At 66.2% G+C, this 12093-nt stretch carries 16 protein-coding genes; 4 read left to right on the top strand and 12 right to left on the bottom strand.

The features are described from left to right. Positions 1-101: 101 nt before the first annotated feature. The 8 genes from ABD289_RS00585 to ABD289_RS00550 all read right to left on the bottom strand — a co-directional run bounded on the left by ABD289_RS00585 (position 102) and on the right by ABD289_RS00550 (position 6099). Entirely contained in the window at positions 102-341 is a 240-nt protein-coding gene (locus ABD289_RS00585) for a site-specific integrase (protein WP_344125252.1), read from the bottom strand. Between the two features lie 241 nt (positions 342-582). Beyond that, a complete protein-coding gene (locus tag ABD289_RS00580; protein ID WP_344125250.1) occupies positions 583-1833 on the bottom strand; it encodes a Shedu anti-phage system protein SduA domain-containing protein in 1251 nt (416 codons plus the stop codon). 362 nt (positions 1834-2195) lie between these two features. Beyond that, entirely contained in the window at positions 2196-2546 is a 351-nt protein-coding gene (locus ABD289_RS00575) for an SAV_915 family protein (protein ID WP_344125248.1), read from the bottom strand. A 192-nt stretch (positions 2547-2738) separates the two neighbouring features. After that, positions 2739-3023: a hypothetical protein gene (locus ABD289_RS00570; protein WP_344125246.1), complete on the bottom strand. Its 285-nt coding sequence runs from the start codon at positions 3021-3023 to the stop codon at positions 2739-2741. Between the two features lie 66 nt (positions 3024-3089). Further along, the gene (locus ABD289_RS00565; protein ID WP_344125244.1) at positions 3090-4094 is read right to left on the bottom strand and encodes a hypothetical protein; all 1005 of its coding nucleotides are present in this window, start codon (positions 4092-4094) and stop codon (positions 3090-3092) included. Between the two features lie 214 nt (positions 4095-4308). Then, on the bottom strand, positions 4309-4602 hold the full coding sequence (locus ABD289_RS00560) for a hypothetical protein (protein ID WP_344125242.1): 294 nt from the start codon (positions 4600-4602) through the stop codon (positions 4309-4311). Between the two features lie 165 nt (positions 4603-4767). Continuing rightward, a complete protein-coding gene (locus ABD289_RS00555; RefSeq protein ID WP_344125240.1) occupies positions 4768-5223 on the bottom strand; it encodes a hypothetical protein in 456 nt (151 codons plus the stop codon). A gap of 483 nt (positions 5224-5706) precedes the next feature. Continuing rightward, the gene (locus ABD289_RS00550; protein WP_344125238.1) at positions 5707-6099 is read right to left on the bottom strand and encodes a hypothetical protein; all 393 of its coding nucleotides are present in this window, start codon (positions 6097-6099) and stop codon (positions 5707-5709) included. Between the two features lie 254 nt (positions 6100-6353). On the opposite strand from ABD289_RS00550, the gene ABD289_RS00545 reads away from it, so the two are divergent. After that, on the top strand, positions 6354-6953 hold the full coding sequence (locus ABD289_RS00545; protein ID WP_344125236.1) for a DJ-1/PfpI family protein: 600 nt from the start codon (positions 6354-6356) through the stop codon (positions 6951-6953). 98 nt (positions 6954-7051) lie between these two features. Here ABD289_RS00545 and ABD289_RS00540 read toward each other — a convergent pair whose 3' ends face one another. The 3 genes from ABD289_RS00540 to ABD289_RS00530 form a co-directional block, all read right to left on the bottom strand. Then, a complete protein-coding gene (locus ABD289_RS00540; RefSeq protein WP_344125234.1) occupies positions 7052-7375 on the bottom strand; it encodes a carboxymuconolactone decarboxylase family protein in 324 nt (107 codons plus the stop codon). Positions 7376-7471: 96 nt separating this feature from the next. Continuing rightward, positions 7472-7909: a hypothetical protein gene (locus tag ABD289_RS00535; RefSeq protein WP_344125232.1), complete on the bottom strand. Its 438-nt coding sequence runs from the start codon at positions 7907-7909 to the stop codon at positions 7472-7474. Between the two features lie 39 nt (positions 7910-7948). Further along, positions 7949-8398, bottom strand: a complete 450-nt coding sequence (locus tag ABD289_RS00530; RefSeq protein ID WP_344125230.1) for a hypothetical protein — start codon at positions 8396-8398, stop codon at positions 7949-7951. 179 nt (positions 8399-8577) lie between these two features. Between ABD289_RS00530 and ABD289_RS00525 the strand changes: the two genes are divergently transcribed. Then, positions 8578-9069, top strand: a complete 492-nt coding sequence (locus tag ABD289_RS00525; RefSeq protein WP_344125228.1) for a YajQ family cyclic di-GMP-binding protein — start codon at positions 8578-8580, stop codon at positions 9067-9069. Positions 9070-9136: 67 nt separating this feature from the next. Further along, positions 9137-10012, top strand: a complete 876-nt coding sequence (gene rfbA / locus ABD289_RS00520; RefSeq protein ID WP_344125226.1) for a glucose-1-phosphate thymidylyltransferase RfbA — start codon at positions 9137-9139, stop codon at positions 10010-10012. Here the strand turns inward: rfbA and htpX are convergent, their stop codons facing one another. Then, positions 10013-10888 (bottom strand): zinc metalloprotease HtpX, encoded by an 876-nt coding sequence (gene htpX / locus ABD289_RS00515; RefSeq protein ID WP_344125224.1) that lies wholly within the window; start codon positions 10886-10888, stop codon positions 10013-10015. It abuts the gene before it with no gap. 286 nt (positions 10889-11174) lie between these two features. On the opposite strand from htpX, the gene ABD289_RS00510 reads away from it, so the two are divergent. After that, a complete protein-coding gene (locus tag ABD289_RS00510; RefSeq protein ID WP_344125222.1) occupies positions 11175-12080 on the top strand; it encodes a YceI family protein in 906 nt (301 codons plus the stop codon). Positions 12081-12093 lie beyond the last annotated feature (13 nt).

Below are 12093 nucleotides of genomic sequence, written 5' to 3'. Positions count from 1 at the left end.
TGACCAGCGCATACGCGGCCAGGGGGACGTTTTGCGTTGCCCGGCTCTACCCGGACTTACCCGGCCTCACCCGGCGGTCTACGTACAATGTGCGTACACGCTCAGCGCAGTGCTTGCTCCACTCGCTGCCGCGCAAGCTGCTCACCGCTATCGAGGCACTTGGCGTAGACCTCCAGAAGCACGCGCACGCTGTGGCCCGCCCACTCGGCAACCCGCGGCGGTTCGACGCCTGCGTTCAACCACATCGAGACGCAGGCGTGCCGCAGGTCGTACGGCCGCTTCGCGAGCGGCGAGTTGGCCACGTCCTCGACGAAAGCGATCTTGCGCGCCTGAGCCCACACGCGGCCGTAGACCGTGCGGTCACCAAGCGCGGGCTCTCTTCTCGCAGGTCACGGCCGCTGAACCGGGCTGTCCGTCTGATTCCCAAGCTGAGAACGCGGGTTCGATTCCCGTCATCCGCTCAGACGACGAAGGACCACGTCAGGAGCATGATTGACTCCGCCTGGGCTTTCGTATCGAGATCAACACCCCGGTCACTTCACTCGCGGGGCCGACCAACGCGCGCCAACGCTCAGACTTTGATCATCGAAGTTGATCGGGCGCTATCGGGTGTTGGCCGTTCATCGTGGGAATTGGCGCGCCGCCCAGGGAGCGTTCGGCATTATCGAGGAGTTCTTTGTAGGTAAGGACCTCCACCCTGTTCACGTGCGTATTGAGTGTTCGCAGTGCCTCGTTGATCGCTTCTTCTGGAACCTGAGGATGTTTCGCTGGATGGCCGATCAGGACCACTGCGCTTGCCCGGCGGGTCTCGATGCTGAACTCCTCGCGAAGGCGGTGTCGGTTCTCGTCCAAGCGAACCAAGTAGTTGATGGCCTGGGCGACGGCGTCGTGCACGTCCGCAGTGGGCACCAACGCGTTGCGGTGCCATTTCACCAGCGCAGGCACGCCCATGGCTCGCTTGAGTTCCACGATATGCAGGGCACCATCAGCGCGAAGGAGCGGAATGTCTACTTCGTCGCCAGGCACCATGCGGCGACGAGCGGCCGCACCGACGAAGCGGCCCCCGAATATCCATGGCTGGGCTTCCAGAGCGTGCTGGAGATCATGCTCGGTAGCGGAGGGGTCTGCCGCGATATTGCGCAGCTGTGAAAGTCGGTCCGAGCGCTGTTTCAGCTCCGTAGCCTTCAGCAGTGTCCGGCCATCCTCGTCGGCCACGAGCACTTTGATTGCCTCGGGCGATGTAACGATCCTACGTGCGGCCTCAACGGGATCTTCTACATCGATGCGATCACGGAGAACCCGTTCCAGCCAGGCCGCCGTCTCGGCGCTACCCCGAAGGATGCGGTAGCGACCAGGGCGATCAGCAGGAGCTTCAAGGAATCGCGCGTCCTCGCCGAATGAGACAAGATGTGTAAGCAGCTCGTTCGCGGTCGCCTCAGTGTGCTCGTCCAGGAACTTGCGGCCAGCCTCCTTCACGTAGCGCCCGGTTAGATTGAGCGCCGAGGCTACGAACTCGCGGCGACCCTCGTTACGGGCACCTTCTTGGAACAGCCGATATCGCTCCTCGAAGTCCGGCCTAAGAATTCGTCCAGTGGCGTAGTACAAGGCGTCTTGTATGAGGCATACGACGTCCCACTCGTTCTCCTCGGAAGCCCTGAGGCGAGCTATTTCCAGCAGCTTCACGAGCGTCGCTCCACCTCTGCGATGGCGTCCCTTGCCGCTCCTCATGTGACGGAGGACGGTGTTGATCGCGTCCTTCACCTCCACGTCGACCGCTTCCTTCTCGACCATTTCGAGTTGCCGTTCCAGCGTCCAATCCGCCCTGACCGTCATGCCGAGTATGATGGACGTCCTGCCTGACATCCTCGATCGATATTGCGATAGGGCGATCAAGCCCCGAGTCCGGATCAAGCCGGGAAAGCATTTTTGACCCGGCGCCACCGACCGCAGAGGCGGCAGCGTGTCGGGCTCATGCCATGGGTACGGACCAACAACATCCCAACAACATGGGGCGGTCACAGGGGTGAAGACCGGACACCACCGGCACCGTCGCGACCCAGGTCAGAGCCGGTTTCCTCGGATGTCTGTCTGATTCCCTAGCTGAGAACGCGGGGCGATTGTGATCCGCTCACAAGAATGAAGGCCCAGGTGAGGTGCGTGATCCGCTCGTCTGGGCCACCGTGCCATCGGCGCTACTAATCTTGCGGGAGTACCGGGTCGAGCTCGAGGCATGTCGCCTCGCAGCGCTGGCGGATGGCCTCGATCTGCACCTTCGGCACTGCCAACCAGGGCTGCTCGTCTCCTAGGCAGACGGCCAGCCGTTCCGGGGAGGAGAAGGCCAGCAGGACCAGATCGTCGTCCTCAGTGCGGCTCAGCTGGATTATGACCTCGTCCTGCGGAGCTTCGACCGGCTCGGCGGGCACGTACACGGTTTCTGGTGGTTCCACGTCCCCGGGCTCGGATTCGTCCGCTGCTTCCGGTTCGTGCTCAGCACCGAACACAGCAGGAGCAACATCATCCACGGGGAAAAGGTCGTCACGACTCATCGCGTTCGCGCTCCCGGATCTGACGTCGGACGAACCACCAGCCAACCAGCAAAGCACCCACGAACAGCGCCGATGACGCCACCACCACGACCGGCGCAGAGCCCTCATACCCTCCGGCGATCCAGCTCGGAACCATGGAGCGGCCATGAGGCCGAGGCAAACCAGGAAAACCCGAAGCCCGAAGCTGGGGACTCATGGCTTCCCCTTGTCCTCCTCGTCGCGATACGGGTAGAGGAGGCGATTGACTTCCTGCCCGACCTCGCGCCGCGCCTGCTGACGGATGATCTTCATGCTGAGGACGCCAACGATCGCGAAGTAAGCCATCGTGATGAGTGCACCGATGTTCGAGCCCCTGCTCCGGTCCCAGCCCTGCGTCTCAGCGAGTCCTGGCGCAAAAACCAGTGGCAGTAGACCCACGATGATCGCGACGGTTGCCGTCGTGTACCGCAGCCACTTCGGCCATTTGTGTTTCGGCATGCCTTCTTCACCACTTCGTCAGCGGCGTGGAGCCGGGGTGCTTGCGTTCGACTTCGTGGAGTTGTTCTAGGCTTTTAAGTGCCGGTCAAGGGCTTCCTTCCTCACTTCCTTGGAGTCGTGTTGGAAGTCCTGCCAGGTGTTCTCCTGGGAATAGCTATACAACCACGAGGGGCCTGCTCCGACACCGACGCCGACAACCGTCACCGGAGCTGCTGCTGCTCCGGCTGCGCCAGCGGCGAGAGCAGCGACGCCACCGACACCCGCGCCCACCCCATAGCTCGCGAAGTTGGACGAGAGGGTCTTCCCGACGGGCTTGCCTTCCACGATGATTTGTCGCCCCGACTCGACACCGGTCAGGACGAAACCGGCGATTCCGCCCATCCTTCCGACCGTCCGTACGGCCCCCGGTTTGGTACCGCCGAAGGTCTTTGTCAACGGGTTGAACAGGATGTTGCCGGCTCGGGTCTCGCCGATATTGCCGAGTGCACGAGCATTACTCGCCGCCTGTGACTCGGTGAGTCCGATCGAGGCCATAAGTTTGGTCAGGTGTGCCTGACGGGTCGCAGCGGGCAGTGCGGAGTCAGCGGAGAGACGGGAGAAGATCTCCACGAACCTCAGGCGTTCTGCCGCCATGTCTTGCAGCTTTTTCGCCGCGCCGTGCAGTGCGCCGACCACCGCCACGGTGTTGGCCAGCCACGTGGACCCCTTCATCAGAGACGCAACAAGCGCGTTGGCATCGTCGAGAGCTGCGTTTAGCTCCTCATGGGCCGTGTTCTCCGAACGCCGCGCCCACTGGACCAAGCCCTCGGCTTCATCCCACGCCTCGAACCGTCGTTCCAACGCCTCGTGCTTCTGGTGCGCAGGGTCGAGCCCAGGCAGCGACGGGCTCCCCATGCCCTGCGGTGCGGCTTGCGTGGGGTCGCGGAGCGGCTTCTCGATCCAGGTTCCCCGAACGACGAGGCCACCGTCCCGAGCCACATCCAACGCGCTGTTCATGCGGGACTTGCAGGTCGCGATGTTGTCCGCGAACGAGGTCAACGCTCGCGACACCTTGTGCGCGATCCGTTCCACCTCATCGGCTGCTCGCGTGGCTTAAGCCGCCTGTTCGCGGAACGCCTCGGATGCCGAGCCTTCCCAGTCGGATTCCGACTCGGAACGCGCCTTGTTCAGCGCCGTACCTGTCGCATGATTGGCCTCGGCCAACCTTGTGAGGTAGCGCACGCCCTCACGACAGGAATCGGGGTCAGCCAGGACGTCCGTGTTGATGGCTGTCACAACAGCCCCGTCACTGCCCGCCGCGGCGGAACAAACCTGCCGCCGCATCGTCGTCATTCAGGTAAGTCTCACGAACAGCCTGCACGTCAGTAGCCATCTCCTCGGTCCCAGCGAGAATTCCAGCACTCGCTTCCAGGAGCTTGCCGAGCGTCTCCACCAGCGGGGCCGTGGACTCACCGGCGTCGGTTCCCGGCGGCGCTGCATCGGCCAGACCACGAAGGGCCTGCGTACCACCGTCGAGCGTGCCGTGCATACGGTCGAACAACTCCGGCGGCGCTGTGATGCCATCCCCAGGGTTGGTCACGCCCGATCCCCCAAAAACCTCGCCTGCGGTCCCGCGAAACCGTATCGAAGCAGTAAGACCGACGAGAGCGGGTTGTTGCTGATCACTCGAACAGAGCGAAGGCTCAGCAACCCGTTCTGTCGGGCGACTACGGCTACGCTCACGCCAGCTTTGCGAGCACAGGACCTAGTACCAGCCCTTGTCTCGGAACTGGTCCCGCAGTTCCTTGACGATCTCCGCCCGCTGGGACTCCTCCGGCCACAGGTCTGGCTGGTACACACCGAGCACTTTGCGCACGATGTTCCCGCCAGCCTTGCCCATGCAGCGGCCGCACACGACGTGAGGGAAGACCCGTTTCGGGTTAGCCATCATGTCCAGCAGCTCGGAGGGCATGAAGATCCACGCATCGTGCTGGTCATTGACCAGGCGGCACGGGTCCTGGCGATCAATGGGATCGGTGTCGAGGTGGATGCGTACCGCGAGATTTCCCGGCTCCTGGTGCTGCTGCAGCATGAACCGGGGCGGAGTCGTGATCTGCCCGCGCAGCCCCATCTGCTGGAGCTGGCGCTCCAGCAAGTCACGGAAGTGCTTGATCTGCGTATCGGAGAGCTCGCCGACAACATCCACGCTGATCCGAGTCATGGGATGCCACCCTAGCCCGGACGGGTGAATGATCGGCAGCCCTCGCCTCCCCCGCACTGGTCAAACCGGGGTCCAGCACTGATCTCCGGCTACGCTCCCGCGCGTGTGACCCCCAGGACCGCGAAGCCACGGTGGCCAATACGTGGCCATGCCCGCTTATACTCAATCGTCATCGCAGGTCAAGACGCATGCGATCGAGAGCCTGTAAATCAGCCGGCATTGCTTTCAGAGGTTCGAATCCTCTACCCGGCACACCTGCAAGAAGACCCCCTGACCTGCAATGACAGGCCAGGGGGTCTTCTTTGTGCGATCCCGGCTGTCGCTGGCCAACGCCCGGCCACGGCTTCAGCTCGAGGCTCGGTCGATGCGCGCGTGCCTCCTGCTCGCCGCCGTCGACGCACTTCGCGTACACGTGGAGGGGGACGGCCCCGAGTGTCCGGCCCGTTCAGCGTGGGCTCGGCTCCGGCAGCCCAGGTGCTGCTGTTACGGGCAGTAGGTGGCTCTCCACCCGATGGGCAGCGTGCGGGCGTGATACGCGGTATCGCCGGTCCGGAACAGTTCGTCGGCTGCGCGCTGTTCTGCGGCCTCGCGCTCGGCGTAGACGGCGGTCCCGATCGGATCGCGGTGCTCGGCCTCCACATCGCCGATCAGCACCACGCGCACCATCTCGCCGTCGAGCAGCGGTGCCGCGCGGCCGGCAGCACCTCGCAACGGGTGGTGTTCCCAGGAGGCGTATCGGCCGCGGATGGCACTCGCCCTTCTGAGGTCCTCGGCTTCGTCTTCGGTGGCGCACACCGCGATCAGCGGCTCAACGCCTCCGTCGACACCTGGCGCAGCGGTGCGTTCGTACACCAGCCGCACGATCGGCTCACGCACCGCGCTCCAAGTCCGCAGGGGTTTGATCGACCCGAGCGTAGTAGTCATCACCACCGAAAACGAGTGCGATGCCGGCTCACGACGAGTCGTTCCATCGCACTCGTACGCGACGTTCTGACCGCGTCCGCGCCGAACACGCGCCGCGACGCACGAGCGGCTTGCTCACGATTCTCGGGCACTTCGCACAGCCGCCCGCTGACCACGTCCGAGCGTTTCGGATCTCGAAGACCGGGTCGACTGGCATTCTCGATCGCATGTCTGAGGAGACGCAGCACATCGGCATCCTGTTGTTCGATGGCGTCGAAGAGCTCGATGCCATCGGCCCCTGGGAAGTCCTGTCGTACTGGACGCAGAACCATCCCGAAGACGGCTACGCGGTCAGCACGCTCTCTCGTGACGGAGGCGCCGTGCGCTGCGCCAAGGGGCTCGTGGTGCAGGCCGCCCACTCCTTCGCGGACGCGCCCGAGCTGGACGTCCTGCTCTACCCCGGCGGGGACGGGACGCGGCGGCATCTCCACGACGAGCGCCAGCTGGATTGGGTACGTCACCAGCGCACGACAGTGCCCCTGATGACCAGCGTGTGCACCGGATCGCTGGTCTACGCCGCAGCAGGCCTGCTCCGGGACAAACCGGCCACCACGTACTGGAACGCACTGGAGCACCTGGCCCAGCTCGACCCGACCATCGATGTCCGGAAGGACGAGCGGTTCGTCGACGCAGGCGAAGTGATCACCGCGTCCGGCATCTCCGCGGGCATCGACATGGCGCTGCACCTGGTCGCCCGGCTGGCGAACGTCGAACGCGCGCGCCAGGTCCGCCACGGCATCCAGTACGACCCCGAACCACCTGTCTGACTCGACCGCCAACCACGGGGGCCTGCGGCAGGCACTACCGCAGGCTCACCCGGGTGCCGCCCTTCGGACCATTCCTATCAAGTCACCGCAGTTCTCCCTCAGCGCGCGAAAGAACCCGGTTCGGTTCGGTTGCTCACGCTAATCCGGTTCCACGCGTTGATCGCCGCGATCGCGAAGACCAGCGAGCTCAGCTGCTCCTCGTCGAAGTGCTCCCGCGCCCGCTGGCAGACCTCGCCGGGAACGCCGGTCGGGTCGTCGACGATGCGCGTGGCCGATTCGGCGAGCTCGAACGCCGCGCGCTCGGCGTCGCGGAAGAACGGCGCTTCCCACCAGACCGCGACCGAGTGCAACCGCTCGGTGGTCTCGCCGTCGCGCTCGGCCTCCTCGGCGTGCATGTCCACGCACAAAGCGCTCGAGGCCACGGCCCTGTTCCGGCTCGTCGATCCGGCGCCGCAGATCCAGACGGGCGCTACCCCGAGCTGGTGGCCGTCCTGTCCGGGGCGCTCACCGAGGGGCGCTCACCGAGGATTCCTGCGCTGGCGGACGAGGTCGCTCGCGCGGTCGACGAGCTGGTCGACGACGTCGTCGCGGGTGGGCGGCAGGCCGGCGTCATCGCAGCACGGTGGCTTGGTTCGCTGCTCCGCCGGGGGCGCCTGAAGACCGGCCAGCGCGTAGAGCCGGGTGTAGACGTCGAGGCCGGGATCGGTGTCGTCGTGCGGGCCGATGAGCACGATCGTGGCGTGATCGGCCGCGTGGAAGCCCACGACCACCCGCAGGGCGCCGGAGAGGTGGCGCACGCAGAGGTGCTCGACGACCTGTCCGGTGAGGCGGTAGCCGAGGGCGCGGCAGCCCTGGTGCTTGAGCTCGTCGAGCCACCGGGCGAACGCGGTGGCGTGCTTGCTGCGCAGGCCCTTGCGCTGCCGTTCGGCCAATGGGGTGATGTCCACCTCGACCACGCGGCGATCATGTCAGGCCGGGCCGCCGAGGTCGACGGATCAGAGCTTCGCGACCTCGCCGCGCCGCATCTGGTCGAGGCTCTCGGCCAAGTCCTCGCGGTAGAGCAGCGCCTCGTCCTGCAGCCGCCACCAGACCGCGTCGAGCAGCCCGCGGGTCTTGCCCGCCGCGCGGAGGTCGCGCACCAGGTGCAGGACGACGTGCAGGCGCTTCGGGTCCAGGTGCTTGCGCGGGCTGGTGGTCTCGGCCTCGGTGAGCACGCCCTCGCGGGCCCACTCGCGGACGGTCTTCTCGTCGAGCTCGAGCAGCTCGCTGGCGATCGGGACCCGGACGGGGTGGATGCTCTCCAGCGCCACCCGGACGGCCTCCGCCAGGTTCCGGGCTTGTGCGTCGCTGACCTCCGGAGCGAGCTGCTGCTGCAGCTCCTCGAGGCGTTCCAGCTGCTCGAACGCCTGCCGGGTGTCGGCGCGTTCGCGCTCCAGGGTCGTCACAGCAGACCTCCCCGGACTCGATGCAACCTCTTCCACTCCCGAGAATACCGGAAGAATCCGGGAGCGGAAGGGCGCTCCATCCGCTCCGGCACCCGGTGGTGGCGTTCCCCGTCGGCGGAGATGGCTGCCCGGTAGCGTGTCGGGGAGGATTGTTCGCTGGATTTTGGGAGGTAGGCACGGTGGCAAACCCGTCCTTCGACGTGGTCAGCAAGGTCGATCGCCAAGAGGTGGACAACGCGCTGAACCAGGCGGCCAAGGAGCTCGCCAACCGGTTCGACTTCCGCGGCACCGGAACCAAGATCTCCTGGTCCGGCGAGGAGTCGCTCCAGCTCGAGTCGGAGACCGAGGAGCGGCTCAAGGCCGCCATCGACGTCTTCAAGGAGAAGATGATCAAGCGCGGCCTCTCGCTCAAGTCGCTGGACATGGGCGAGCCGGCGTCCTCGGGCCAGGTCTACAAGGCTTCCGGAAAGCTCGTGCAGGGCATCTCGCAGGAGGTCGCCAAGAAGATCTCCAAGAAGATCCGCGACGAGGCCCCGAAGGGCGTCCAGGCGCAGATCCAGGGCGAGAGCCTGCGGGTCTCCGGCAAGAAGAAGGACGACCTGCAAGAGGTCATCTCGCTGCTGAAGTCCTCCGACTTCGAGGTGGCGCTGCAGTTCGAGAACTACCGGTGAGCACGCGCGCGACGCCCTGCGCACGGCCGTGGCGCAGGGCGGCTACGCGCCTGGGGAGGGGACTGCGGTGAAGGGGATCGTGCTGGCCGGCGGGAGCGGGACGCGACTGCACCCGTTGACGCAGGTGATGTCCAAGCAGCTGCTGCCGGTCTACGACAAGCCGATGGTGTACTACCCGCTGTCGGTGCTGATGCTGGCAGGCATCCGGGACGTGCTGCTGATCACCACCCCGAGCGATATGCCGCTGTTCCAGCGGCTGCTCGGCGACGGTTCGCAGTTCGGCATCGACATCAGCTACGCCGAGCAGGAGGAGCCCAACGGGCTCGCCGAGGCGTTCGTGATCGGCGCGGACTTCATCGGCGACGACTCGGTGGCGCTGGTGCTCGGCGACAACATCTTCTACGGCCAGGGCTTCTCCCGGATCCTGCAGGACTGCGTGCGGGACCTGTCCGGTTGCACGCTGTTCGGCTACGCGGTGCGCGACCCGCAGCGCTACGGCGTCGGCGAGGTCGATTCCGACGGCAAGCTGCTGTCCATCGTGGAGAAGCCCGACGAACCGCCGTCGAGCACAGCCATCACCGGGCTGTACTTCTACGACAACGCGGTCGTCGACATCGCCAAGGGCCTGTTCCCCTCGCCGCGCGGCGAGCTGGAGATCACCGACATCAACCTGGCCTACCTGCGCGAAGGACGTGCGCGGCTGACCGAGCTGGGTCGCGGGTTCGCCTGGCTGGACACCGGCACCCACGACTCGCTGCTCGAAGCGGGGCAGTTCGTGCAGGTCCTGGAGCACCGGCAGGGCGTGCGGATCGCCTGCCTGGAGGAGATCGCGCTGCGGATGGGCTTCATCTCGGCGGCCGAGTGCTACGAGCTCGGCGCCAAGCAGCGCAAGTCCGGCTACGGCGACTACGTCATGGACGTCGCCCGCAAGGCGGGCTCCTGATCACAGACCGGGTGGTAGTTGCCGCCCCGCCATGCCCTCCAGGCGTTGCACGCGCTCGCCGATCGGCGGGTGCGTGGAGAACAGCCGGGCCATCTTCTCCCCCGGCCGGAACGGGTTGGCGATCATCAGGTGCGACTGGGAGACCAGCTGCGGTTCCGGGGCCAGCGGGGCGCGCGCGGTACCCGACTCGAGCTTGCGCAGCGCCGAGGCCAGCGCCAGCGGATCACCGGTGAGCTCAGCTCCGGAGGCGTCCGCCTGGTACTCGCGGGAGCGGCTCACCGCCATCTGCACAACCGCGGCCGCGACCGGCCCCAGGATCGCCACCAGCATGATCGCGAAGATGTTCGGGCGGTCCTCGTCGTCGCCGCCGAACATGCCGAAGAACATGCCGAAGTTGGCCAGGAACGTCACCACGCTGGCCAGCGCACCCGCGACGCTGGAGATCAGGATGTCGCGGTTGTAGACGTGCGAGAGCTCGTGGCCGAGAACTGCGCGCAGCTCGCGCTCGTCCAGCAGCTCCAGGATCCCGGCGGTGCAGCACACCGCGGCGTTGCGCGGGTTGCGCCCGGTCGCGAACGCGTTCGGAGCGCGGGTGGGGCTCAGGTAGAGCGCGGGCATCGGCTGCCGCGCGGAGGTCGCCAGCTCGCGGACGATGCGGTACATCGCCGGCTGCTCGGCTTCCGAAACCGGCCGGGCCCGCATCGAGCGCAGCGCCAGCTTGGCCGAGTTGAAGTACGCGTAGCCGTTCATCCCCAGCGCGACGACCAGCGCGATGATCAGCCCGCCCTTGCCGAAGATCGATCCGATCAACAGCACCAGCGCGCTCATACCGCCGAGCAGCACCGCTGTTTTCAGCCCGTTGAAGTGACCGTGCACGCCTGCCTCCGCCCGAGTCTCGATCAGCCCCGGCGGCGCGTCCCGTCCGGCAGCACCGGACGCGCGGAGCCGATCGCTTCTCGTGACACCTTCCCATTCATATCGAAGTCACCCCGGAAACGAACGGGCACGGCGAGTGGTTCCGCTGACCAGATGTGCCGAATACAACTGTGACCCCACCCATCAAACGAAAGTCGGTTTCGATCTAGGCTCTGAAGGTCTAGCAGCACAAGCCGAGCATCTTCCTCCGTTTTCCCCCTCCGGAGGAAGACCGAAAGGGAATTTTATGGTCTTCGCCAAGCTGCGCAGGCGCTTATCCGGCGCGGATACCAGCGTCACGCCGCGCGGCGTCTTCGCGCTGCACCCGACCCCGCTGGACAGCGGTGTGGTCACCGGGCAGGTGCACGACGAGAACGGCAACCTGCTCCCCGACGCGACCGTGCACATCACCAGCCGCATGGGCCAGGTCATCGCCGAGACCACCACGGACTCCTACGGCGGGTTCGCGGTGTCGGTCGCCCCGGGAACCCACAAGCTCTCCGTCGCGGCGGGCGGTTTCCGCCGGTACAGCACGCGGCTGCAGGTCCAGGTCAACCAGCGCTCGCCGCTGGGCAGCATCCAGCTGACCGCGGACGACTCCCTCCAGCTGCCCCATCCGGGCCGGTACCGCTTCGACCCGATGCACACCGAGATCCGGTTCGTGGCCCAGCACATCGGGCTGTCCAAGATCCACGGCCGGTTCAACGAGTTCGACGGGTTCGTCGAGGTCGCACCGGACTTCGAGCGCTCCCGCATCGAGATGTCGATCAACACCGCATCGGTGGACACCGGCGTGCAGATGCGGGACGACCACCTGCGCTCGGCGGACTTCTTCGACGTGGAGAACCACCCGCTGATGCACTTCCGCAGCGAGCGGTTCACCCACGTGCGCGCGGACCGCTGGTCGGTCTCGGGGCACCTGACCCTGCGCGGCAACTCCAGCCCGGTCGCGCTGGACACCGTCTACCTGGGGCAACGGCGCTTCCAGGGCCCGGGCTTCGACAACGACCTGCGCGTGGCCTGCCAGGCCACCACCACGCTGCGCCGGGAGGACTACGCGGTCAACTGGCAGGCGACGCTGGCCAAGGGCATCTCCGTGGTCGGCCCGACCATCGAGGTCGAGCTCGGCGTGCAGGCCGTGCTCGACCAGTGACCCGAGGGGCACT

Source organism: Saccharopolyspora halophila (assembly GCF_039531955.1).
GTDB lineage: Bacteria > Actinomycetota > Actinomycetes > Mycobacteriales > Pseudonocardiaceae > Saccharopolyspora > Saccharopolyspora halophila.
Note: the sequence above shows the minus strand (reverse complement) of the source record. Positions and strands in the feature narration are given on the sequence as shown.

Coding starts and splice junctions, on each gene's coding strand:
- ABD289_RS00580 (WP_344125250.1), bottom strand. CDS start 1,833: ATGACGGTCAGGGCGGATTGGACGCTGGAACGGCAACTCGAAATGGTC.
- ABD289_RS00575 (WP_344125248.1), bottom strand. CDS start 2,546: ATGAGTCGTGACGACCTTTTCCCCGTGGATGATGTTGCTCCTGCTGTG.
- ABD289_RS00570 (WP_344125246.1), bottom strand. CDS start 3,023: ATGCCGAAACACAAATGGCCGAAGTGGCTGCGGTACACGACGGCAACC.
- ABD289_RS00555 (WP_344125240.1), bottom strand. CDS start 5,223: ATGACTCGGATCAGCGTGGATGTTGTCGGCGAGCTCTCCGATACGCAG.
- ABD289_RS00545 (WP_344125236.1), top strand. CDS start 6,354: ATGTCTGAGGAGACGCAGCACATCGGCATCCTGTTGTTCGATGGCGTC.
- ABD289_RS00510 (WP_344125222.1), top strand. CDS start 11,175: ATGGTCTTCGCCAAGCTGCGCAGGCGCTTATCCGGCGCGGATACCAGC.